At 71.4% G+C, this 21,235-nt stretch carries 22 protein-coding genes; 9 read left to right on the plus strand and 13 right to left on the minus strand.

The window, feature by feature from the left end; translation table 11 throughout:
- Positions 1-128: 128 nt before the first annotated feature.
- Together AB0J80_RS30940 and AB0J80_RS30945 are read left to right on the plus strand one after the other, a co-directional pair.
- Positions 129-1,658 (plus strand): peptidoglycan DD-metalloendopeptidase family protein, encoded by a 1,530-nt coding sequence (locus tag AB0J80_RS30940; protein WP_364711951.1) that lies wholly within the window; start codon positions 129-131, stop codon positions 1,656-1,658.
- Between the two features lie 197 nt (positions 1,659-1,855).
- Positions 1,856-2,581, plus strand: coding sequence for a hypothetical protein (locus tag AB0J80_RS30945; RefSeq protein ID WP_364712057.1), 726 nt, complete (start codon positions 1,856-1,858; stop codon positions 2,579-2,581).
- Here AB0J80_RS30945 and AB0J80_RS30950 read toward each other — a convergent pair.
- Both AB0J80_RS30950 and AB0J80_RS30955 read right to left on the minus strand, forming a co-directional pair.
- Positions 2,560-4,176, minus strand: a complete 1,617-nt coding sequence (locus AB0J80_RS30950) for an amidohydrolase (RefSeq protein WP_364711953.1) — start codon at positions 4,174-4,176, stop codon at positions 2,560-2,562. The genes AB0J80_RS30945 and AB0J80_RS30950 overlap by 22 nt on opposite strands.
- Before the next feature lies 1 nt (position 4,177).
- A complete protein-coding gene (locus AB0J80_RS30955) occupies positions 4,178-4,615 on the minus strand; it encodes an NUDIX domain-containing protein (protein ID WP_364711956.1) in 438 nt (145 codons plus the stop codon).
- Between the two features lie 21 nt (positions 4,616-4,636).
- Here AB0J80_RS30955 and AB0J80_RS30960 point away from each other — a divergent pair, with 21 nt between their 5' ends.
- From AB0J80_RS30960 to AB0J80_RS30980, 5 genes are all read left to right on the plus strand, one after another.
- Complete coding sequence (locus AB0J80_RS30960; RefSeq protein WP_364711958.1) at positions 4,637-4,798, plus strand: hypothetical protein; 162 nt, start codon at positions 4,637-4,639, stop codon at positions 4,796-4,798.
- Between the two features lie 55 nt (positions 4,799-4,853).
- Complete coding sequence (locus tag AB0J80_RS30965; RefSeq protein ID WP_364711960.1) at positions 4,854-5,519, plus strand: NADPH-dependent F420 reductase; 666 nt, start codon at positions 4,854-4,856, stop codon at positions 5,517-5,519.
- Positions 5,520-5,572: 53 nt separating this feature from the next.
- Positions 5,573-6,376, plus strand: coding sequence for an SAM-dependent methyltransferase (locus AB0J80_RS30970; protein ID WP_364711962.1), 804 nt, complete (start codon positions 5,573-5,575; stop codon positions 6,374-6,376).
- Positions 6,377-6,378: 2 nt separating this feature from the next.
- Positions 6,379-7,230 (plus strand): P1 family peptidase, encoded by an 852-nt coding sequence (locus tag AB0J80_RS30975; protein WP_364711964.1) that lies wholly within the window; start codon positions 6,379-6,381, stop codon positions 7,228-7,230.
- A gap of 99 nt (positions 7,231-7,329) precedes the next feature.
- Positions 7,330-8,220, plus strand: a complete 891-nt coding sequence (locus AB0J80_RS30980; protein ID WP_364711967.1) for a DUF4231 domain-containing protein — start codon at positions 7,330-7,332, stop codon at positions 8,218-8,220.
- A gap of 65 nt (positions 8,221-8,285) precedes the next feature.
- Here the strand turns inward: AB0J80_RS30980 and AB0J80_RS30985 are convergent, their stop codons facing one another.
- The 11 genes from AB0J80_RS30985 to AB0J80_RS31035 all read right to left on the minus strand — a co-directional run bounded on the left by AB0J80_RS30985 (position 8,286) and on the right by AB0J80_RS31035 (position 18,602).
- The gene (locus AB0J80_RS30985) at positions 8,286-9,416 is read right to left on the minus strand and encodes an alpha/beta fold hydrolase (protein WP_364711968.1); all 1,131 of its coding nucleotides are present in this window, start codon (positions 9,414-9,416) and stop codon (positions 8,286-8,288) included.
- A gap of 127 nt (positions 9,417-9,543) precedes the next feature.
- On the minus strand, positions 9,544-10,725 hold the full coding sequence (locus AB0J80_RS30990) for a serine hydrolase (protein ID WP_364711969.1): 1,182 nt from the start codon (positions 10,723-10,725) through the stop codon (positions 9,544-9,546).
- A gap of 1 nt (position 10,726) precedes the next feature.
- Complete coding sequence (locus AB0J80_RS30995) at positions 10,727-11,632, minus strand: hypothetical protein (RefSeq protein WP_364711971.1); 906 nt, start codon at positions 11,630-11,632, stop codon at positions 10,727-10,729.
- 132 nt (positions 11,633-11,764) lie between these two features.
- Positions 11,765-13,912: a chemotaxis protein CheA gene (locus AB0J80_RS31000; RefSeq protein WP_364711974.1), complete on the minus strand. Its 2,148-nt coding sequence runs from the start codon at positions 13,910-13,912 to the stop codon at positions 11,765-11,767.
- Positions 13,912-14,193 (minus strand): STAS domain-containing protein, encoded by a 282-nt coding sequence (locus tag AB0J80_RS31005; protein ID WP_364711975.1) that lies wholly within the window; start codon positions 14,191-14,193, stop codon positions 13,912-13,914. Before AB0J80_RS31005 ends, AB0J80_RS31000 begins: the two co-directional genes overlap by 1 nt.
- Positions 14,190-14,558 carry a response regulator gene (locus AB0J80_RS31010; RefSeq protein WP_364711977.1) on the minus strand — a complete coding sequence of 123 codons (369 nt, stop codon included), beginning with the start codon at positions 14,556-14,558 and terminating at the stop codon, positions 14,190-14,192. Before AB0J80_RS31010 ends, AB0J80_RS31005 begins: the two co-directional genes overlap by 4 nt.
- Positions 14,559-14,566: 8 nt before the next feature.
- Positions 14,567-15,613 carry a methyl-accepting chemotaxis protein gene (locus AB0J80_RS31015; protein ID WP_364711979.1) on the minus strand — a complete coding sequence of 349 codons (1,047 nt, stop codon included), beginning with the start codon at positions 15,611-15,613 and terminating at the stop codon, positions 14,567-14,569.
- Entirely contained in the window at positions 15,606-16,670 is a 1,065-nt protein-coding gene (locus AB0J80_RS31020; protein WP_364711982.1) for a chemotaxis response regulator protein-glutamate methylesterase, read from the minus strand. Before AB0J80_RS31020 ends, AB0J80_RS31015 begins: the two co-directional genes overlap by 8 nt.
- Positions 16,667-17,161, minus strand: coding sequence for a chemotaxis protein CheD (locus AB0J80_RS31025; RefSeq protein ID WP_364711985.1), 495 nt, complete (start codon positions 17,159-17,161; stop codon positions 16,667-16,669). The genes AB0J80_RS31020 and AB0J80_RS31025 overlap by 4 nt, the downstream gene beginning before the upstream one ends.
- A complete protein-coding gene (locus tag AB0J80_RS31030) occupies positions 17,158-17,988 on the minus strand; it encodes a CheR family methyltransferase (RefSeq protein ID WP_364712059.1) in 831 nt (276 codons plus the stop codon). Before AB0J80_RS31030 ends, AB0J80_RS31025 begins: the two co-directional genes overlap by 4 nt.
- Positions 17,988-18,602: a chemotaxis protein CheW gene (locus AB0J80_RS31035; RefSeq protein ID WP_364711987.1), complete on the minus strand. Its 615-nt coding sequence runs from the start codon at positions 18,600-18,602 to the stop codon at positions 17,988-17,990. The genes AB0J80_RS31030 and AB0J80_RS31035 overlap by 1 nt, the downstream gene beginning before the upstream one ends.
- 262 nt (positions 18,603-18,864) lie before the next feature.
- Between AB0J80_RS31035 and AB0J80_RS31040 the strand changes: the two genes are divergently transcribed.
- Together AB0J80_RS31040 and AB0J80_RS31045 are read left to right on the plus strand one after the other, a co-directional pair.
- Positions 18,865-20,577, plus strand: a complete 1,713-nt coding sequence (locus AB0J80_RS31040; RefSeq protein ID WP_364711990.1) for a methyl-accepting chemotaxis protein — start codon at positions 18,865-18,867, stop codon at positions 20,575-20,577.
- Positions 20,578-20,610: 33 nt separating this feature from the next.
- On the plus strand, positions 20,611-21,225 hold the full coding sequence (locus tag AB0J80_RS31045) for a hypothetical protein (protein ID WP_364711991.1): 615 nt from the start codon (positions 20,611-20,613) through the stop codon (positions 21,223-21,225).
- Positions 21,226-21,235: the final 10 nt, after the last annotated feature.

The raw sequence follows: 21,235 nt of genomic DNA on the forward strand, positions 1-21,235 counted from the left end.
GAAATCCCTGGTGGACACGGCGTTCCATCCCTTCCCGTCCCGCCTGCCTTCCATCGGCGCAGCCGGCCCCCCAAGCTGTCCGTGGCTCGCATCCGAGCTGCTTTCCCCGATCCACGATGGAGGAAGACGTGCCTGTAGGCACCCCTAGACGAGCCATCGCCGCATGTGGACTGGCGCTCGCCGGCGTCCTGGCGGCATTGACGACGCCCGGGACCGCGCATGCCGCGGGTCCGCGTCCCCTGTTCCAGTTGCCGTTCACCTGCGGGCAGCAGTGGAACGGGAGCACCCGCGCCGACCACAAGCCCAACTCGAGCAGCCTGGACCTGATGAAGGTCGGCGGCGGCAGCAACAACCAGCCGATCCTCGCCGCGGCCGGTGGCCGGGTGGTCAAGGCCGCCTACGACGACGGCGGTGGCTGGCACGTCCGCATCGACCACGGTGGCGGCTGGCAGACGCGATACCTGCACATGATCGAGGCCCCGTCGGTCTCGTTGAACCAGACGGTCACCCAGGGGCAGCTGATCGGCCACGTCGGCAGCACCGGCGACAGCGGCGCGCCGCACCTGCACTTCGAGCAGATGCAGGACGGCACCACGGTCCGCTCCGCGTTCGACGGTCAGCTCGTCACCGTCGACATCGGCCGGGACCAGGTGCTCACCAGCCGCAACTGCGGTGCGCCGCCCGCGGACCAGTCGCCGACGTCGTCCTCGTCGGTGCTGCACAACCCCGCCAACGGCAACATCGAGGTCTACTTCAACTCCGGTGGCCGGCTGTTCGAGCAGTACTGGAACCCGGCCGCCGGCTGGTCCGGGCGCACCGAACTGGGCGACGCGATCAGCGGTGCCCCGACGGCGCTGCGCAACCCGCACAACGGCAACATCGAGGTCTACTACAACTCCGGCGGGCAACTGCACGAGCGGTACTGGAGTGCCACGGCCGGCTGGTCCGGCGTGGTCAACCTGGGCGGTTCGCTCACCGGGCATCCCGTGGCGGTCGTGAACCCGCACAACCACAACGTCCAGGTGCACTACAACTCGGGTGGACAGCTGGGGGAGAACTACTGGAACCCGTCGACGGGCTGGTCGGGTGACCACGGTCTGGGCGGCAGCGTCTCCGGCAGCCCCGCGGTGATCGTCAACCCGAACAACTCCAACGTGGAGGTGTACTACAACTCCGGTGGCCGGCTCGCGGAGCGGTACTGGAACCCGGCGGCCGGCTGGTCCGGCGAGGTCGCGCTGGGCGGGTCCGTGAGCGGCGACCCGGCCGTGGTCGTGAACCCGCACAACCACAACGTCCAGGTGCACTACAACTCGGGCGGGCAGCTGGGGGAGAACTACTGGAACCCGTCGACGGGCTGGTCGGGTGACCACGCTCTGGGCGGCACCGTCTCCGGCACTCCCGCGGCGGTCGTGAACCCCACGAACGACAACGTGGAGGTGTACTACAACTCCGGTGGCCGGGTGGCGGAGCAGTACTGGAACCCGGCGGCCGGATGGTCCGGTCAGCGTGACCTCGGGGGCACGATCGACGGCGACCCGGCGGTGATCGTGAACCCGCACAACCACAACGTGCAGGTGCACTACACCACCGGCGGGCAGCTGGCGGAGAACTACTGGAACCCGGCCGACGGGTGGTCCGGCCACCACACGGTCGGGTGACGGCACCGGAGGGCTCCGCCGCCTCGGGGGTGGGCGGGGCCCTCCGGCGCGGGGTGGGATATCACTTTCGGTGATTGCTCCGTGACGCCGTGACCCCTCGCGTATTGCCTGGTCACGTTGGTAGCATGCCGCCGTTCTCGGGCCACCAGTGGAGGTCTCCGGTGTCGGAAAATCGGATGAAGGATCGTGTGAGAGTGATGTTCAACGGGACTTCCCCGGAAGGTGCGACCTCGGAGCACGCGCTGATCTCCCCGGCCGGCGGCGTGCCCTCGAACCAGGCGCTGCAGGTGCTCACCATGGCGCAGCGCACCGCCGAGGACCACCTCGCGAAGGCCCAGCAGCAGGCCGACAAGATCCGCACCGACGCGCTGGCCGCCGCCGAGGAGATCGGGCGCGAGGCGCAGATGCACGCCCACAACGTGCGGCGCGAGGCCGAGCAGGTGCTCTTCGACGCCCGGGCCGCGGCCGAGCAGACCGCCCGGGAGGCCCAGGCCCGCACCGAGGAGGCCCAGCGCACCGCCGCGAAGGTGGTCCTCGAGGCCCGCGGCGAGGCCGGCCGGATCACCGCGGACGCGCAGGCGAACGCCGACCAGCTGCGGCTCGCCGCCCAGCAGCGCTACGACGACGTGGTCGGCAGCCTCGGCGCCCGCCGCGAGGCGCTGCAGCAGCAGATCGAGGCGCTCGAGAAGTTCGACCGGGAGTACCGCGCCCGCCTCACCTCCTTCATGCAGAACCAGCTCCGGGCGCTGTGGGTGGACCAGCCGCAGGTGACCGCCGAGCTGCCGGACGTGCCCGCACCGGCCGTCGCGGCGGACCCCGAGGCCCAGGCCGACCCGGACGAGGCCGCCGACGAGCCGGACGACGACGCCACGGAGGAGGAGGTCACGCCGCGGCACGGCGCTCACGCGTCACGCGACGAATAGACCCGCTCACCCCCGACATAGGTGAGCGCGACGCGGGTCTCGCCGATCGCCTCCGGCGGACCGGCGAACGGGTTCCGGTCCAGCACAACCAGATCGGCCCGGTGCCCGGCTGTCAGGCTTCCCGAGTCGTCCAGGTGGTTCGCGTACGCCGACCCGCTCGTGTACGCCCGCAGCGCCGTCGCCAGGTCCAGCCGCTGCCCCGGCAGGAACGGCGGCCGGTCCTGACCCGGCAGCACCCGGTTCACGGCGACATGCACCGCCGCCAGCGGATCGGGGCTGCTGACCGGCCAGTCGCTCCCGGCCGCCAGCCGCGCGCCGGCACGCCACAGGTCGCCGAACGGGTACTGCCGCCCGGCGAGGGCCGGGTCGAGGAACGGCACGGTCAGGTCGTCCATCTGCGGCTCATGGACCGCCCACAGCGCCTGCAGGTTCGCCGTGGCGCCCAGCCGGGCGAAGCGCGGGACGTCGACGGGGTCGACCACCTGGAGATGGGCCAGGTGTGGGCGGGTGTCGCGAAAGCCGTTCGCGTCGCGGGCGGCCGCCACCGCGTCGAGCGCCTCCCGCACGGCCCGGTCGCCGAGCGCGTGGAAGTGCACCTGGAACCCGAGGGCGTCGAGCTCGGTGACGTAGTCGCGCAGCGCCCGCGGATCGATGAACGACAGGCCGGTGTTGGCGGTGGGCCGCCCGCAGGCGTCGCGGTAGGGGACGGTCATGGCGGCCGTGAAGTTCTCCGCGACGCCATCCAGCATCAGTTTCACCGTGTGACACCGCAGGGGCCCCGTCGTGAACCTCTCCCGGCGCTCGACCAGCTCGGGGATCTGCTCGGCACCCCGGTCACGGTCCCACCACAGCGCCCCGGCGACCCGGGAGAGCAGCGAGCCGTCGGACGCGGCGGCCAGGTACGCGTCGGACACGTCGGGATAGCCGTTGCTCGCGCACAGCATCGCGTCCTGCCACGCGGTCACCCCGAGCGAGTGCAGCAGCCGCTGGGCCCGGTGCAGGCCCGCCAGCCGGTCGGTGGCGGTCACGGCCGGCACCAGGGCGGCGACCAGCGCCATCGCGCCCTCCTGCAGCCCGCCGGCCGGCTCCCCGCCCGGCTCCCGGTCGATCCGCCCGTCGGCGGGATCCGGGGTGCCGGCGGTGATCCCCGCCAGCTCCAGCGCCCGGCTGTTGACCCACGCGCCGTGGTGGTCACGGTTCATCAGCAACGCCGGACGGCCCTGCGTGACGCCGTCGAGAAGACCTTTTCCGGGTACGCCGCCGGGAAAGCTCTCCATCGACCACCCGCCGCCGACGATCCACGGCGCGTGCGGATGGGCGGCCGCGTACGCGCTGATCCGCCGCAGGTACTCGGCCGGGTCGGTGGTGCCGGTCAGGTCGCACTGCCCCAGCTCCACCCCGCCCAGCACGGCGTGGACGTGGGCGTCCTGGAAGCCCGGCACCAGCAGCCGCCCGGCGAGGTCCACCACCGCCGTACCGGGGCGGGCGAGGGCGCGTACCTCGTCGTGGCCGGTCGCGACGATCCGCCCGCCCCGCACGAGCAGGGCGCCGGCGTCCGTGCCGAACACCGGCCCGCCGGTGAACAGCAAGTCCACGTCAGGCCGTCACCCGGTACACCCGCCAGCCGTCCGGCGCCGGACGGCCGCGCCAGGTCGCCAGGGCCATCGCGGACGGCCCGAACAGCGGCTCGGGAAGGTCGTCCGGGTCGCACCACGTCCAGGCGTCGAAGGCCTGCGGCTCCACCAGCCGCGGCGACATGCCGGGCCACTCGGCCACCGCCGCGGCCGTGATCCCGCTGCCTTCGGTACGCACACCGACGGCGAAGACGGCGGGCTCCGTACCCCCGATCCCGGTCTCCTCCTCGGCCTCCCGGGCCGCGGCGGCCTCCCAGGTCTCCCCGGCCTCGACGTGGCCCCCGGGCAGGCTCCAGCTCGGCGTCTCACCGGCCGTGATGCGATGCCCGAGCAGCACCCTCCCCTCGGGCCCGACGAGGATGAGTCCCACTCCGGTGACCGGTCTTCCGTTGCTCCCCATCGCACGAGAATGCCACGCCCCGTGCTTGACCTGGACCGCTACCTCGACGCCGGCGGCACCTTCATCGACACGGCGGACTGCTACGAATGGCGGTCGCGGCCGGGCAGCCGGGCGGGGAGAGCGAGGAGCTGCTCGGCCGCTGGCTGCGCGTGGGCGGACCCCCTCGACGCCGCGGGAACGTGAGCCGCGCCGCACAAGCGGCCGGAATGGGCGGCGCCGCCGGTGGGTTCGCGCAGGTATGACGACGATCGGTTTCATCGGTAGCGGAAACATCGGCGGCACCGTCGCACGGCTGGCCGTCGCGGCCGGGTACGACGTGGTGCTCAGCAACTCGCGCGGGCCCGAGACCCTCAAGGCGCTGGCCGAGGAACTCGGCGAGCACGCCCGGGCCGGGCGGCCCGCCGACGCGGCGGACGGGGACATCGTGGTGGTGTCGGTGCCGTTCAAGGCGTACCGCGACGTGCCGGCCGAGCCGCTGGCCGGCAAGGTGGTCATCGACACGAACAACTACTACCCGCAGCGGGACGGGCAGTTCGCCGAGCTTGACGAGGCCTCGGTGACCAGCAGCGAGCTGCTGCAGCGGCATCTCGGCGGCGCCCGGGTCGTCAAGGCCTTCAACAACATCTACTTCCGCCACCTCGCATCGCTGGCCCGCCCGGCGGGAGCGGCCGACCGCAGCGCGCTGACCATCGCGGGTGACGACGCGGCGGCGAAGGAGGCGGTGGGCGCGTTCCTGCACGCCATCGGCTACGACACCGTGGACGCCGGGGCGCTGGCCGAGGGGTGGCGTCTGCAGCCCGGCGCACCGGCGTACGGTGCGCCGTACGGCAGCTTCGAGGACCCGGCGGGAAACCCGGCTCCGGCCGCGGCGGTGCGGGAGGCGGTCGCGGCGGCGCGGCGGTGAACCCGTCGTCCGCAGGCATCGACCACCGTGGACGGAGTCGCTACGGTGGTCCGGTGAGCAGCGAGCGGGCGCAGATCGACGAGACCGTGCCGCATTCCGCGCGGGTGTGGAACTACTGGCTCGGCGGCAAGGACAACTTCCAGGCCGACCGCCAGGTCGGCGACGAGTTCGCCCGCTTCTATCCGGACATCGAGGTGGTGGCGCGCAGCTCGCGGGCGTTCCTCACCCGGGCCGTCACCTATCTCGTGGCGGAGCAGGGGATCCGGCAGCTGCTCGACATCGGCACCGGCCTGCCGACCGTGGACAACACCCACCAGGTCGCGCAGGCCGCCGCGCCGGACGCCCGGATCGTCTACGTCGACAACGACCCGATGGTCCTGGCATACGCGCGGGCGCTGCTGACCGGCACGCCGCAGGGCGTCACCGAGTACATCGACGCCGACCTGCGCGACCCCGGCACCATCCTGGAGCTCGCCGGGCGCAGCACCCTGGATCTCGGCCGGCCGGTGGGGCTGATCCTGATGAACATCCTCGGGCACGTGCCGGACCTCGGGGAGGCGGCCTCGATCGTGCGGCGGCTGCTCGCCGGGCTGCCGTCCGGCAGCTACCTGGTCACGGCCGACGGCACCAACGTGATCGACGGGCCGGCGTTCGAGGACGCGATCGCGGTGTGGAACGCCAACGCGCCGCTCTCCTACCACCTGCGGTCGCCGGAGCAGCTGTCCACGTTCCTGACCGGGCTGGAGGTCGTCGAGCCGGGGCTGGTGCCGTGCTCGCGCTGGCGTCCGGCTGCCGGTGCGACCCCGGAGGACCTGCGCGAGGTCGACGAGTACGGGGCCGTCGCGCGTAAGCCGTAGACATGGCGGAGGCGCAGCTGCTGTCGGCGTACGCCGGGCATTGGACCGGTGCGGGCACCGGCGTGACCGTCATCCTTCCGCCGCCGGGCACCGTCGCTTCCGGCGAGGTGCGCGGCGGCGCGCCGGCGACCCGGGAGTTCGCGCTGCTCGACCCGGCCCGGCTCGTCGACCGGGTGGACGCCGTGGTGCTGTCGGGCGGGTCGGCATTCGGGCTGGCCGCGGCCGACGGGGTCATGGGGGTGTTGCGAGAGCGGGGTGCCGGGTTTCCGACGCCGGCGGGGCCGGTGCCCATCGTGGTCGGTATGTCGATCTTCGACGCATCGGTGCGGACCGGCCCGCCGGATGCCGCCGCCGGGCGGGCGGCCGCGCTGGCCGCGTGGTCCGGGGAGCCGTTCGGCACGGGCCGCGTCGGCGCCGGCGCCGGGGCGTCCACCGGCAAGTGGCGGCAGCGGCTCGACCCGGGCGGCCTCGGTCTCGCCCAGCGCCCGGCCGGGCCGGTGGAGGTCGCGGCGGTGGTCGCCGTCAACGCCTGGGGTGACGTCCTGGCCGCCGACGGAAGTCCCCTGTTCGGCGGGGCACAGGTGACGGCGACGGAGCCGCCGTTCGGCATCGCCAACACGACCGTGGCGGTGGTGCTGACGAACGCCAGGCTGTCCAAGAGCGACTGCTTCCTGCTCGCGCAGAGCGGCCACACCGGGTTCGCCAAGGCCCTCCACCCGGCGCATTCCCGCTTCGACGGCGACGCGGTGGTCGCGCTCGCCACCGGGGAGATCGCCGATGTCGATCTCGACCTGCTCCGCGCCGCCGCCGCCGACACGGTGGCGCAGGCGATCCGGTCGGCGGTGACCGGGTAGCGGGCCCATGGAGCCGAGGACTCCGCTCGGTTACGATTCCACGGCGGACAGTGCCGCGCCGACCGCCGGTGCCGAGGCGGCTGGCCGCTGGGGGGCGCCGTGAACGTGGAGGACCGATTCCCGCCCGTGCTGGCCGACGCCGAGGCAGCCTCGGCGCAGGGCCAGGCGTCGTTCCTCCGGTTCACCCTCGCCGGGCTGGTGCTGGCCTGCATCGCCGCCGTCGGGGGTGCGGTGGACGTGAGCGCCACGGTCGGCGGCAAGCGCCTCGATCTCGGTGCGCTGGTGGCCGCGCTGGCCTTCGCCGCGGCCATCGGCGTCGCGACGTACGCGCTGAGCACCAAGCCGCAGCAGCGCTGGTACGAGGGCCGCGCCGCCGCCGAGTCCGTCAAGACCCTGGCGTGGCAGTACAGCGTCGCCGGTGGGGCGTTCCGCCACGACGCGTCGGTGAACGCCGAGGACCTGCTCGCCGCCCGGCTCGTCGACATCATGCGCGAGATGCGGTCGGTGGTGACGCGGTCCGGCACCGGGCAGATCACCGACGCCATGGCCCGGCTGCGCGACGAGCCGTTGGAGCGGCGCCGCAAGCGGTACCTCAGCGAGCGGGTGGACTCGCAGATCGCCTGGTACGCCGGCAAGGCGGCCTTCAACGAGGCACGGGTGCGCGTCTGGTTCGCCGTGGTGATCGTGGCCCAGTCGGTGGGCCTGGTGGCGGGCGCTCTCAAGGCGTTCGACGTGGTGGACGTCGACGTGCTGGGCATCCTCGCCGCGGTGGCCGCCAGCGCCGCCGCCTGGCTGCAGACCAAGGACCATCAGAACCTGGCCCAGTCGTACGCGGTGACCGCCCGGGAGCTGCAGATCATCCGTACCCGTGCGGAGCGCATGCTCGGTGCAGGCCCGACCGAGGACGAGTGGGCGGACTTCGTGGAGGAGTCCGAGCGGGCGATCTCCCGCGAGCACACGTTGTGGCTGGCGCGCCGCGAGAGCGTGTGACGGCACCCCACGCGGGGGTGGTCGCGTGGGGTGCCGCCGGTCCCGAGGGGGCGGATCGGGACGTCTCAGGAGAAGCGGGCGGCGATCCAGGAGGTGACGCAGTCCACCGACTCGAACACCGCGCCGTCGTGCGTCGCTCCTTCGAGGGGGACGAAGGTGACCGGCTGGTCGTACTGCGCGAGCTGGTCGAGCAGCGGGCCGGCGGTGATGTCGTACGGGACCGCGTCGTCGGCGGTGCCCTGCACGATGAGGATGGGCGCGCCCGGGGCCGTCGTCGCGGGGTTGCCGTACTGCGCGAGCTTGGTGAGGACGGCCGGGGCGACGACCCCGCCCGGCACCAGCTGCTCGGCGGTCAGCGGCGCGTACGCGTCCAGGATCTCGTTGAGGCAGCCGTTCTGCAGCACCGAGGAGCGCTGCTTCGCGGACGGGGTCAGGTAGGCGTTGGGGTTGAAGGTCGGCTCGACGGCGTTGATGCCGTGCAGGGCCATGACCAGGTACCCCTGCCCGGGCGTGCCCGGGATGTACGGCGCGATGAGGTCGAGGTTGGAGACCGGCGCGATGGCGGCCACGCCCTTGAGCACCAGGGCGCCGTCGTACGAGGCCGCGAGCTGGGCGGCGAAGAGTGCGCCCTGGCCGCCCTGGGAGTGACCGTCCACGGCGTACTGGGTGGACAGGGCGCCGTCGAGGCTGCGGGCCGCCTTGACGCTGTCGATGATCGCGCGGCCCTCGCTGGCGCCCACCAGGTACGGGTGGGCCTCGGGCGTGCCCAGCCCGGGGTAGTCGGGGGCGGTGACCGTCCAGCCCTTCTTGAGCAGCGCGGCGATCGCGGCGCGCGCCTCGGGCCAGAACACTGCCTGGCTCGCCGAGGGTGCGCACTTGTCGGCCAGTCCGGTCGTGCCGTGGCTCCAGGCGACGGTCCGGTTGGTCTTGCCGCTCTTCGGGGTGATGACCAGGCCCGAGGCGACGGTGGAGGCGCCTGAGACCGTGGTGGTGAGGTACTGGATGCGCTTGCCGGTGGCGAGCGGGCTGAGCTCGGGCGGCAGCGTGGCGGTGGTGGCGGAGACGACGGTTCCGGGGGAGAGCAGCGCGTTCGCGGGGCTGCCGGTCACCACCACGACGCCGAGGACAGCGAGGGCGGTGGCCTGGAAAGTGGCGGCCAGTCTGACGGCGAGTCGCCGCCGGGGCGCACTGGTCATGGAGGTGGTTCCTTCCGGGCGGTGGGGTGGTGCTGGCATGGTGAACAACCGCCCGGCACGGCCCGCGGTCGTGGGGTACCGCGGGCGCGGGGCAGCCGGGCGGGACTGCGGTGGGAGGTGAAGAGGCTCAGGCCAGGTGGTCGGAGATCCGGCGCAGCGCGGTGATGGTCTCGCGGTCGCGGATCGGGTCGTCCTCGGTGGGCCAGGCGCTGCACTTGACGATCACCACGTCGGCGGCCGGGTCGACGAACAGGTACTGCCCGTGGACGCCGAGGCCGGTGAAGGCGTGGAAGCAGCTCTCGCCGAGGGTCCACCACTGGTTGGCGTACCCGTAGTGGTCGTAGCCGCTGGGGCCCAGGGCGCCGACGGCGAGGTGGGGAAGGTCGGCGCCGCGGCTGCGGCGGACCCAGTCGGTGGGGACGACCTGGCGGCCGGCGACGACGCCGTCGTTGACCATGAGCAGGCCGACGCGGGCGAGGTCGCGGGCGGTCGCGTTGAAGGCTCCGGCGCCGATGGCCGTTCGTGGCTGGGAGCGGGTCAGTCCGTAGTACGCGTCGCGCTCGGCGCCGATGCGGGTCCAGAGCCGCTCGGACGCGTACGCCGCCAGGGTCCGGCCGGTGGCGGCCTCGAGCACCCAGCCGAGCACCTGGGCGTCGAAGGTGGAGTAGTTGAAGCGCTCGCCGATCGCGGCGGTACGCGGCGCCGAGCGGATGATCGCGGCCACGTCGCCGCCGCCGATCACCGCCCGCTCGAACTGGCGGATGAAGCTGTCGGTGCCGTCCCAGGTCTCCAGGTCGCCGACGCCGCTGGTCATGTCGAGCAGGTCGGCCAGGGTGGTGCCCTCGTACGCGGTGCCCAGGAAGTCCGGGCGGTAGTCGGTCACCTGGTCCTTGACGCTGCCGACGGCGCCGTCGGCGAGCGCGATGCCGAGCAGGATCGAGGTGACCGACTTGGACAGCGAGAACAGCTGCATGCGGGTACGCGGCCCGGCGAAGGCGCCGGGGTAGCTCTCGTGCACGATCGCCCCGTGGTGCAGCACCACGAACGCCGTGGTGAAGGTGCGCCGGTGCAGGTCGGTGAGGGTGTGGTCGGCGTCGTCGAAGCGGTAGGTGAGGTCGAGGGGCAGGTGCGCGGCGGGCAGCGGCCGGGCGGCCGGGCCGCGGGCGACGCGCTCGGTCGGGATCAACCAGTTCATGTGGGTGAACGTGAACTCGTTGAACGGGCGGCGCATGATCACGTCGCTCTGGCGTTCCCACCAGGACGGTGTCCCGGCCGGGTCGAGGACCGGCTGCTGCGTCGTGCTCGTCATGTCATTCCCCGCTGTCGTCGATGGTGCGGTCGGCAGGACGCGCTCTGTGCGAGACGCTTCGGAAGTGTTCACGCAGCGTTCGGCCGGTGGGTTCAGCGACGGGTTCGAGGTAGCTGTTGAGGATGCCGAGGACGGCCATGCCGACCAGGTTGTCGGCGATCTCGTCGCCGACGATCCCGGCGGCCGGGTCGCCCAGGTGGTGCAGGGCGAAGCCTTCGGTGACCGCGGCCAGCATGTACGCGAGCTGGTCGAGGGTCACGCCGGGGCGCAGCTGGAAGCCGCGGGAGGCGAAAGTGGACTCGTAGATCTTCTTCCACGGCTCCAGAGCGCCGGCGTAGTTGTTGGCGATCGCGTCGTGGATGCCGTCGTTGCGGTCGGCGGTGGCCACCATGATCAGTTGCAGCCGGAACAGCGGCATCCGGCAGATCGCCTGCAGCTCGTGGAAGGTGGCCCGGTCGATGGCGTCGACGAAGCTCTCCTCGTCGTCCAGCCAGCCCCGGGTCTCGACCTCCGCGTCGTACTGCGGGTCGTAGTTCATGGCGTGGAAAAGGAACGTCAGCAGGTCGTTGAGGTAGTCGTCGTGGCTGGCCCAGGTGGCGCGGTAGGGCCCGTCGCCCTTCTGTCGCAGGAAGGGCGGCTCCAGGCTTTCCATCTCCCGCGACAGCGCGCGTTCGGTGAGGAACCGCAGGCCCGACCAGTACTGCTTGCGGCCGTCGGCGGCCGGTGGGCCGTCCCAGGCGCCGAGATTCTGCTCCACCAGGTTGGCGCCGGCCTTCAAGTACGACGCGACCTTCGGCGAGTTGACCAGCGCAGCACGGGTCGCCTCCCGGACCCCCTTGACACGCGTCACAATGCCGGAGAAGTCCTGGTTGTACGGGAATGGCAGATCCTCTTTGCCGGGCGTCATGATGCGATTCTTCGTCCGATTCCCCGGCGGGGACAAGTGCGCGGGTGCGTAGTACTCGGAGGCTAGGCCTCGGCTTTTGTCGATATCGGCCCTTATAACTTTATGTAGCCGATCAGTAACGCAATGAAATTGTTAAGCCACGCGTTGCACCTGCCGGATGTGTTCTCGTTCCGAGTGGTCCGCGACGAGCGGTCCCACGTCGAGGATGAGGGCGATCTCGCCGCTGCCCAGGATCGTCGAGCCGCTGATGCACTTGAGGTGGCTGAACAGGACCCCCAGGGGTTTGATCACGGTCTGCAGCTCGCCCAGGAGGGCGTCCACGACCAGCCCGGTCCGCTGCCCCGACTGTTCCACGATGACCACACTCTGCCGGCGCGCCGGCTCGCCGGGTATGTCGAAGATCTCGCGGAGCCGGATGAACGGCAGCACCTCGCCTCGCAGATTCATGCAGTCGCGCCCCAGCGGGCCGGCCGGCAGTTCCACGATCTCCGTCACCCGGTCCAGCGGGACGATGAAGGACGACGGGCCCACACCCACCAGGAAACCGTCGATGATGGCCAGGGTCAGCGGCAGCCTGATGCGGATCGTGGTCCCCAGGCCGCGGGTGGTGTCCACCTCGATGCTGCCGCGCAGGGCGGTGACGTTGCGGCGCACGACGTCCATGCCCACGCCGCGCCCCGACAGATTGGAGACCGTCTCCGCGGTGGAGAAGCCCGGCTCGAAGATGAGGTCGTACACCTCCTGGTCGCTCAGCACCGCGTCGGCCGAGACCACCCCGCGTTCCACCGCCTTGGCCAGGATCCGGTCCCGGTCCAGGCCACGGCCGTCGTCGCTGACCTCGATGACGATGCTTCCGGCGTCGTGGTAGGCGTTCAGCCGCAACGTGCCCTGTGTCGACTTGCCCTGCCGGCGTCGTTCGGCCGGTGTCCCGATGCCGTGGTCCAGGGAGTTGCGCACCAGGTGCAGCAGCGGATCGCTGATCCGCTCCACCAGGGCCTTGTCCATCTCGGCGTCGCCACCGGTGATCACCAGCGACACCTCCTTGCCCAGCTCCAGGCACACGTCGCGGACCACCCGCTCGAAGCGGCGCAGCGTGGTGCCGATCGGGACCATCCGCAGCGCGAGGGCGCTGTGGCGTACCTCGTCGACCAGGCGCATCAATTCGCCCTGCGCCTCGCCGCCGGCCCCCGAGCCCAGCCCGGTGCTCGACTGGGCGATGACCAGCTCGCCGACGAGGTCGATCAGCCGGTCGAGGCGCGCCGCGTCGATCCGGATCGTCTGGGTGTCCTGCGAGCGCGTCTCGGCCGTCTTGCGCTGCCGGTTCAGCGCCGCGTCCACGATCGGCCGCGGCACGATGCCGTGCTCGACGAGGATCTCGCCGATGGGCACCGGCTGGGTGCCCTTGCGGACGGCCTGCTCCTTCTGGATGCGCAGCGCTTCGTCCATCTCCAGCTCGGTGACCGCACCGCTGTTGATCAGCACGTCGCCGAGCCGGTCGCTCTCCGGCATCGCGCGGATGGCCCGCACGTACGTGTCGAGATGCTCCTCGGCCGGCACGATCCGGATGTCGCTGTCCTCGCGGACGAACTCGAAGACCGCCTCGATGTCGGCCTTGGCGGCACCGGTCGTCAGCCTGACCTCGAAGGCCAGGTAGCAGGTCTCGGGGTCCATCTCGTCGGCGGGCGGCAGCCCGTCGGCGTCCACGGTCACCCCGGTCACGGTGCCGATCGTGCCCAGGTAACGCAGGAAGGACAGCGGGTCCATGCCATTGCGCAGCGAGTCCGGGCCGAAGCGGAGGCGCAGCTGCCAGGCCCGCTCCGGTGCGGTCGACTCGCCGGCCGTGGCACCGCGCTCGGCGGCGGGTGCGTCCGGACCATCCACCAGGTACGGCTGCAGCTCCGTGAGCAGCATGGCACCCAGGGCCTCGTCCGCGGCGTCGACATCCAGGCGCCCCCCGGCGACCGTCTCGATCACCGCGGCTATGTGGTCGGCGCACGGCAGCAACGCGCTGACCAGGCCCGGGGACACCTCCAGCTCGCCCTCGCGCACGAAGCCCAGCACCGTCTCCACGACGTGGGTGAACTGCACCAGATGATGCAGCCCGAAGAGCCCGGAGGAGCCCTTGAGCGTGTGGGCGGCGCGGAACACGGTGTTGACGGTCTCCGCGGCCGAGGGGTGCGTCTCCAGCTCGAGCAGCCCCTCCTCGAGCTGCTGCACCAGGTCGCGGGCCTCGGTGACGAACGTGTCGAGCGCCTCGCGCATGTCGTCGTCTGCGGACATCACCCCTCCTCGGCGGTGGCCAGCCCGGCCATGGCGAGCACCTCGGCGACGCTTCCGCCGGCGGCGCCGATCTCGAACGGCAGTTCGAGGCGCTGGGCCTCCCGGCGTACCAGGAGCAGCACCTGCAGGCCCGCGGTGTCGATCTCCTCCACGCCGGACATGTCGACCCGGAGCCCGTCGTTGCCGGGCAACGCGCTGAGCAGCCGGTCCTTGTGTGCCGCGGCGGTCATGATGGTCAGCTCCCCGTCCAGGGTGATGCGGCGTGGATCCCGGGCGGTCATGGCGCGATCAGCTTCGCCACTGCATTGAGCATCTGCTCCGGCTGGAACGGCTTGGTCACCCAGGCCTTGGCCCCGGCGGCCTGCGCCTGCCGCTTCTTCTCCTCCTGCGACTCGGTGGTCAGCATGATGATCGGAGTGAACTTGTACGCCGGCAGTTTGCGCGCCTCGGACACGAACGTGATCCCGTCCATGTTGGGCATGTTGACGTCGGAGATGATGAGGTGGATGCGCTGGCCGTTCAGCTTGGTCAGCGCGTCCTTGCCGTCCACCCCGGCGATGACGTCATAGCCCGCGCCCTTGAGCGCGATGCTGACGACCTGCCGGACCGAGGCCGAGTCGTCCACGATGAGTATGGTCTTGGCCATCGTCTCCCCTAGAAGAACGTGATTTCGGATTCGGACGGCGCCGTGCTCGTCGTCCCGGACCGGTGAGCCTCGAGTTCCTCGGCCATGGTGTAGTTCGCTGCCAGGGCGTCGAGCAGGACCTGGGGGTCCAGCTGCCGGCCCTGCCCGGCCCCCTCGCTCGCCTCGGCGACGACCTCGGGAAACTGGTCGATGCTCGTCCGCAGGTGCTCCAGGACCTGCCCGACCCGGTCCTGGAACTGCAGGTTCACCAGCGACTGACCGATGTCCGACCGGATGCCGACAGCGGCCTGCTCCAGCTCCGCGGACGAGCTCTGCAGCCCGGCCAGCACCGTCCGGAGGTCCTCCAGCACCGCCTGCACCTCGTCGTTGGCGTGCGCGACCGCCTCGTCCTCGCGCCCGGCGCTGCGGTGCGCGCTCTCGATCACGGCCCCGATCGCGGCGGCCACCCCGTCCACCTTCGCCGAGATGCGCTCGCTGGTGCTGTGCGACCGTTCCGCGAGGTCGCGGACCTCCAGGGCGACCACGCCGAAGGCCGCGCCCGCCGCACCCACCCGGGCCGCCTCGATGGCCGCGTTGAGGGCGAGCAGGTTGGTCTGCGCGGCGATCCGGGTCACCTCGCCGGTCATCTGCCGGAGCTCGTCGTTGAGGCTCAGCAGGGTCTGCAGCTCCTCCAGCGCCGCCCGCTTGGCGGTCAGGGCCTGGTCGAGCGTCCCCACCACGTCGCCGAGGCGTTCCCGGCTGCGCTCGAAGGCCGCCGCGTTCGCGTCGTGCAGCGCTCCGGACGAGGAGGTGAGCACGGAGTCCAGGTTCTCCACGATGCCGGCGAACTTCTCCGTCAGCCCGCCGATCGCCGACTCCATCTGGCTGCGGGAAGAGTCGATCTGGGCCGACCAGACCGGCGCGACGGCGCTGGCGAACTCCGTCATTCCGGCCATCGGATCGACGGCCGCCGTACCGCCGGTGGGTTGGGAGCGCTTGCCGCGCCATTGCGCGTACCCGTAACCGGCCGCTATGCCGGCCAACAGGGCCACGAGGATGCCGATCAGCTCAGCCATGGTGGTGGATCACCTCCGCGATCGAGCCCAGCGGGCTCTCCCGGTCGACAGCACCGAGCGCGACGGCCTCGCGGGGCATGCCGTGCACGACGCAAGTGGCTTCGTCCTGGGCGACGGTGAACGCGCCCGCCCGGCGCATCTCCAGCAGGCCACGGGCGCCGTCGTCGCCCATGCCGGTCATGATCACGCCCACGGCGTTGCGCCCGGCCACCTTCGCCACCGAGCGGAACAGCACGTCGACGGAGGGGCAGTGCCGGTTGACCGGCGGCCCGTCGAACACCCGCACCCGGTACGTGTCCGGACGGCGCAGCTCCATGTGCCGCCCGCCCGGTGCCACGAGCACCTGCCCCGGCAGGACCGGGTCGCCGTCGCGGGCCTCGCGGACCCGGACCCGGCACATGGCGTCGAGCCGCTCGGCGAACGCGGCGGTGAACTTCGCCGGCATGTGCTGCACCAGCACCACGCCCGGGCAGCCGGGGGCGAGGCGGGGCAGGACGACCTCGAGTGCCTGAGTGCCGCCGGTGGAGGTGCCCATCGCCACTATCCGGTCCGTGTCCCGCACCACCGGCGTGGTCGCGGTGCGGCTCGCGGGCGGCGCGGCCGTGTACGCCGGGACCGCGGCCGGCCGGCGCAACCGGCTCGCGTTGGTGGCGGCAGCCGCCCGGACCGCGGCGACGATGTCGGCCGACTCGTCCTCCAGGAACTTCTTGAGCCCCGACTCCGGCTTGGCGATCACCGCGGCGGCACCGGCGGCCAGCGCCTCCAGGGTCGTCTCGGCACCGCGGCGGGTCAGGGTCGAGCAGATCACGACCGGGGTGGGCCGCAGGTCCATGATCTTCTTGAGGAAGGTCAGGCCGTCCATCCGGGGCATCTCGATGTCCAGCACGACGACGTCCGGCCACTCGCGGTTCATGTGCTCCATGGCGAACACCGGATCGGACACCGTCCCGATGACCTCGATGTCCGCGCTGGCCCGCAGGCGGGTGGCGAGGACCTGCCGCACCACCGCCGAGTCGTCGACGATGAGCACTTTGATCCGCCCCGTACGCGCGCTCATGCGCTGACCTGATCGTCGAAGAGCTGCAGGCTGCGCAGCCAGACATGGCCGGTGTTCAGGTCGAAGACGATCCGCCGCGAGCCGTGGCCGCCCACCTGGCAGGCGTCGACCCGGAAGCCGTTGCGGGCCAGCAGGTCCAGGGCGGCACCGGCGTTGCGCCCGGCGACGCCGGTGAGCGGGCCGGCGATGTGCGGGAACTGGTCCGCCCCGCCGAACACCTTGACCTCGTACTCGCCCGGGTGGGTGCCGTGCCGGTCCACTTCGCGGCGGAACAGTGCCACAGCGTCGTCGGCGAAGCGGCCGTCGAGGCCGGCGCCCTCGGCGCCCGCCTGCCGCGACGGCAGCAGGTAGTGGCACATCCCCCCGATGCGCCGCTGCGGGTGCCACACGGTGATGGCGACGCAGGAGCCCAGCAGGGTGTGCAGGCGCGTGCCGGCGGCGGCGAAGCGGAAGTCGCCGGGGTTGAGGAACACGTCGATGGTCTCCGTCATGGCGCGCCCCTGTCGAGGCGGTAGATCGACGGCTCCACCATGCGCAGGTCCGAGGGGATGGAGTTGAGCGACTCCGAACTGCCGATGATCAGGTAGCCGCCCGGCTGCAGGACGTCCTGCATGCGGTCGACGAGGTCCCGCTTCGTCGGCAGGTCGAAGTAGATCATCACGTTGCGCAGGAATATCACGTCGAAGTGGCCCAGCCGGCGGAAGTCCTCCATGAGATTGACGCAGTGGAACTGCACGCGCTCGCGCAGTTCCCGGCAGATGGTCAGCAGGCCCGCGTACTCCTCGCGGCCCCGCAGGCAGTACCGGCGCAGGAGCTGCTGCGGGATCTTCTCGGCCGCCGCCAGCGGGTAGAGCGCCTTGCGCGCCGTCTCGACCACCCGCGTCGAGATGTCGCTGCCGAAGATCTCCCACGGCGACGACGGCAGCGCCTCCGCCAGGACCATCGCGGCCGTGTACGCCTCCTCGCCGGTGGAGCTCGCCGCGCTCCACATCCGGAACCTCCGGTCCGGCCGCCGTCCGGGCACGATGACCCGGCTGAGGAACTCGAAGTGGCGCGGCTCGCGGAAGAAGAACGTCTCGTTGGTGGTCAGCAGGTTGATCATGTGGTGCAGCTCGATCTCGTCCCGGCCGTCGCCGAGCAGGGCGAGATACTCGCCGTACCCGCTCAGGCCGAGCTCGCGGACCCGCCGGTCCAGCCGGCCCGCCACCAGCATCTCCTTGCCGGGCGCCAGCGCGATCCCGGTGTGCTCGCGGAGCAGTCCGGTGACGTGGCGGAACTGCTCGTCGCTGAGCTGCCGGGTCGCCGCGAACGGCAGCATCACCGCGGCTCGGGGCCGGGGGACGTGCCCGCCTCATCGCCGGGTGGCCGGCTCTGGGCGATGTCGCCGAGGCTCACCATGTCACTGATGGACAGGACCCGGCTGACGTCGAGCACGATGAGGAAGTCGTCGTCGCGCCGCGCCATGCCGCTGATGTAGTCCGCCCGGACGCCCGCGCCGAAGGCCGGGGCCGGCTCCATGTCGCCCTCGTCCAGGGTCACCACCTTGTTGACCGCATCCACCAGGACGCCGATGTCCTGGCCGTTCTGGTCCGGCTTGGACCCGGCCGCGTCCCGTTCGTCGTCGGCGACTGCCGTCTCGCGAATGTGGACGATGACGATCGTCGTCCGGCGCTGCACCGTGGTGCTGCCGCGCCCGAAGCGGATCGCCAGGTCGATCACCGGCACAGCCCGGCCGCGCAGATTGATCACTCCGCGGATGAAGTCGGGCATCATCGGCACCACGGTCAAGGTCCGGTACTCGAGGATCTCCTTGACGTGGAAGATGTCGAGCGCAAACGACTCGCCGTTCAGGGTGAAGGTCAGATAGCGGCCCGACTCGGTCGCGGCGCCGGTGCGCAAGCCGCCCGCCGCCGTCATGGAACTGCTGGTCACGCCGGTTCCTCCCGCCTGGTGCGCGCTCGCTTTCCGGTGTCCATTCGACCAGATTCGCCACGGCTTCGGGGGGCGTCAGCCACTTGCGCCGTCTGCTACCGTACGTCCTTTTTAAGGCGTCCCGTCGCATTCTGGAATGCATTTCCGAAAGGGCTTCCGAATTGCAATTCTCGCGACCTTTGCGTCGATAAGCTGATCCCGTCATGCCGGCGGCCCAGCGCGGTCGCGAGCGGCTCGGCGGGGGAACAGAAAGGGCCTGGACATGACGGAGACGGTGAGTGGGCGCCGCCATCGGAGCGGATTCTCGTTCCGGGATCTGCCGATCGCCTGGAAGCTGCGAACCCTGGCCGTGCTGGTCTGCGGCCTGCTGCTGGCGGTCGGCCTGGTCGGCATGGTGCAGCTCGGCAGCGCGCAGGACCGGCTGAGCCAGCTCTACAACACCAACCTGCACGACGTCCGCCTCCTCGGTGAGGTCTCCAGTCAGTACAAAGAGATCCGCCTGGACTCGCGCGCGATGGCGATGGCCGATGTGGGCGAGGCCTCCGACAAGGCGGAGGTCGTCCTCGACGCGGCGGTCGCCAAGCTCGAGGAGGTCTGGAGCGACTACCTCGACGGCTCACAGACCACTCCGGAGGAGCAGACCTTCCAGAACGCGTGGAACTCCTACAAGCAGGTCCTGGAGGACAAGCTCAAGCCGCCTGCTGCCAGCAACGACGTCAAGGAGTTCAACCGGATCGTCGCCACCGAGGTGGCCCCGAAGGCGCAGGCGATCGAGACGGCGCTGAGCTCCCTCATCAACCAGCAGAACAATGCGGCCAAAGCCATGCTCGACAAGTCCGCGGACGCCTACAAGACCTCCCGGATGCTGCTGATCATCCTGATCGTCGTCGCTCTACTGGTGACCTTCACCGTGGTGCAGATGATCACGCGGGCGGTCGCGAAACCCCTGCGGGAGACCGTCGACGTGCTCACCGGCCTCGCCCAGGGCCGCCTCGACGACCGGCTCGAGGTCCGCAGCCGGGACGAGGTCGGGCGCATGGGCACCGCGCTCAACAGTGCGATGACCCGGCTGGCCGAGACGGTCGGCACGGTGGTCGACTCGGCCGCCCAGCTCAACATGGCCGCCAACCAGATCAGTGGTGCCTCGCAGAGCCTGTCGCAGGCCGCGACGGAGCAGGCCGCCAGCGTGGAGGAGACCACCACGAGCATCCAGGAGATGACCGCCGGTATCGCGCAGAACAGCGAGAACGCGATCGCCACCGAGGGCATCGCCGCGACCGCGGCCGCCGAGGCTCAGGAGGGCGGGGACGCGGTGCAGAAGACTGTGGCGGCCATGAAGGAGATCACCAGCAAGATCGGCATCATCGACGACATCGCCTTCCAGACGAACATGCTGGCCCTCAACGCCACCATCGAGGCCGCCCGGGCCGGCGAGCACGGCAAGGGGTTCGCGGTCGTCGCCACCGAGGTCGGCAAGCTCGCCGAGCGCAGCCAGGTCGCCGCGCAGGAGATCAGCCAGCTGGCCGCGGGCAGCGTGCAGACCGCCGAGCGGGCCGGCGAGCTGCTCAACACCATAATCCCGAGCATCGTGCGAACCTCGGACCTGGTCCAGGAGATCGCCGCGGCGAGCGGAGAGCAGTCGACCGGGGTACGCCAGGTCAACGTCGCGATGACCCAGATCGGCAAGGTCACCGAGCAGACCGCCTCGTCGAGCGAGGAGCTGGCGGCCACCGCGGAGCAGATGTCGGCGCAGACCGCCCAGCTCAAGCAGATGATGGACTTCTTCGTCACCGGCGCGAGTTCCCGGCAGGTCGTGACCGGGACGGTGCAGCCTCCCGCGCGAGGCGGCTGGCCGAACGACGGATACCCGGCCTCCCGCCGCGACACCGCAACGTTCAACGAGAACACGTCGGCGACGAGTCAGCGCCGTGAGGTGGCCGTACCGGATCTCGAGAGCAAGTTCGAACGGTTCTGAGCGGAGTCGCGCCCGTCGGGTATAACCGGGCACATGCAGAGTGAAGCACTCCTGGGCCTGCTCGATGAACTGCCCGGCACGCAGGTGTCGGCGGCGGGTGGCGTCGTGACGGTCCACGTGCCCGCCATCGGCGACTCGGTCCGCCTGGCGGTCCGCGACGTGCTCAGCGTGGCCCAGGTCGTCGTGCCGACCGGGGACCCGGGCGTCGAGATCGGCGTACGGCGGGGGCACGAGGAGCTGCCACTGATCGTGATGAGCGACAACGTGGCCTTCATGCCCGCGTACGCGGCCGACATGCTGGTGCCGGGCGCGGAGGTGCGGGTGCCGGCCACGCCGGACCTGATCGCGTATTCGGAGATGCATCGCGACGTGCGCGCCCTGGGCCGCGCCATCGATGACGAGGACGTCGAGCTGGACGACGACATCCTCGCCGGCACCCTGCTGATCCACCGCTGCTTCCTCGCCGGAGCCGTCCGGGTCGGACTCTGGCCGGTACGGGTGGCGGCATGGTGGGAGTACACCTGGGCGCGGGTGGGGGACCGGCTGCCGCTGGGGCCGTTCCGCCCGGACCCCGCGTGGGACCGGCTGATGGCCGACGTGACCGAGGCGCGCCGCCGCACCGCCCAGCCCGCCGCCGTTCAGGAGTGAGCCGCCCGGC

Source organism: Actinoplanes sp. NPDC049548 (genome assembly GCF_040676695.1).
Classification (GTDB): domain Bacteria; phylum Actinomycetota; class Actinomycetes; order Mycobacteriales; family Micromonosporaceae; genus Actinoplanes.

Excerpts from the sequence above, each read along its gene's own strand:
- AB0J80_RS30945 (WP_364712057.1), top strand. The coding sequence starts at position 1,856 with ATGTTCAACGGGACTTCCCCGGAAGGTGCGACCTCGGAGCACGCGCTG.
- AB0J80_RS30955 (WP_364711956.1), bottom strand. The coding sequence starts at position 4,615 with ATGGGGAGCAACGGAAGACCGGTCACCGGAGTGGGACTCATCCTCGTC.
- AB0J80_RS30965 (WP_364711960.1), top strand. The coding sequence starts at position 4,854 with ATGACGACGATCGGTTTCATCGGTAGCGGAAACATCGGCGGCACCGTC.
- AB0J80_RS30975 (WP_364711964.1), top strand. The coding sequence starts at position 6,379 with ATGGCGGAGGCGCAGCTGCTGTCGGCGTACGCCGGGCATTGGACCGGT.
- AB0J80_RS30985 (WP_364711968.1), bottom strand. The coding sequence starts at position 9,416 with ATGACCAGTGCGCCCCGGCGGCGACTCGCCGTCAGACTGGCCGCCACT.
- AB0J80_RS30990 (WP_364711969.1), bottom strand. The coding sequence starts at position 10,725 with ATGACGAGCACGACGCAGCAGCCGGTCCTCGACCCGGCCGGGACACCG.
- AB0J80_RS30995 (WP_364711971.1), bottom strand. The coding sequence starts at position 11,632 with ATGACGCCCGGCAAAGAGGATCTGCCATTCCCGTACAACCAGGACTTC.
- AB0J80_RS31000 (WP_364711974.1), bottom strand. The coding sequence starts at position 13,912 with ATGTCCGCAGACGACGACATGCGCGAGGCGCTCGACACGTTCGTCACC.
- AB0J80_RS31005 (WP_364711975.1), bottom strand. The coding sequence starts at position 14,193 with ATGACCGCCCGGGATCCACGCCGCATCACCCTGGACGGGGAGCTGACC.
- AB0J80_RS31010 (WP_364711977.1), bottom strand. The coding sequence starts at position 14,558 with ATGGCCAAGACCATACTCATCGTGGACGACTCGGCCTCGGTCCGGCAG.
- AB0J80_RS31015 (WP_364711979.1), bottom strand. The coding sequence starts at position 15,613 with ATGGCTGAGCTGATCGGCATCCTCGTGGCCCTGTTGGCCGGCATAGCG.
- AB0J80_RS31020 (WP_364711982.1), bottom strand. The coding sequence starts at position 16,670 with ATGAGCGCGCGTACGGGGCGGATCAAAGTGCTCATCGTCGACGACTCG.
- AB0J80_RS31025 (WP_364711985.1), bottom strand. The coding sequence starts at position 17,161 with ATGACGGAGACCATCGACGTGTTCCTCAACCCCGGCGACTTCCGCTTC.
- AB0J80_RS31030 (WP_364712059.1), bottom strand. The coding sequence starts at position 17,988 with ATGCTGCCGTTCGCGGCGACCCGGCAGCTCAGCGACGAGCAGTTCCGC.
- AB0J80_RS31040 (WP_364711990.1), top strand. The coding sequence starts at position 18,865 with ATGACGGAGACGGTGAGTGGGCGCCGCCATCGGAGCGGATTCTCGTTC.
- AB0J80_RS31045 (WP_364711991.1), top strand. The coding sequence starts at position 20,611 with ATGCAGAGTGAAGCACTCCTGGGCCTGCTCGATGAACTGCCCGGCACG.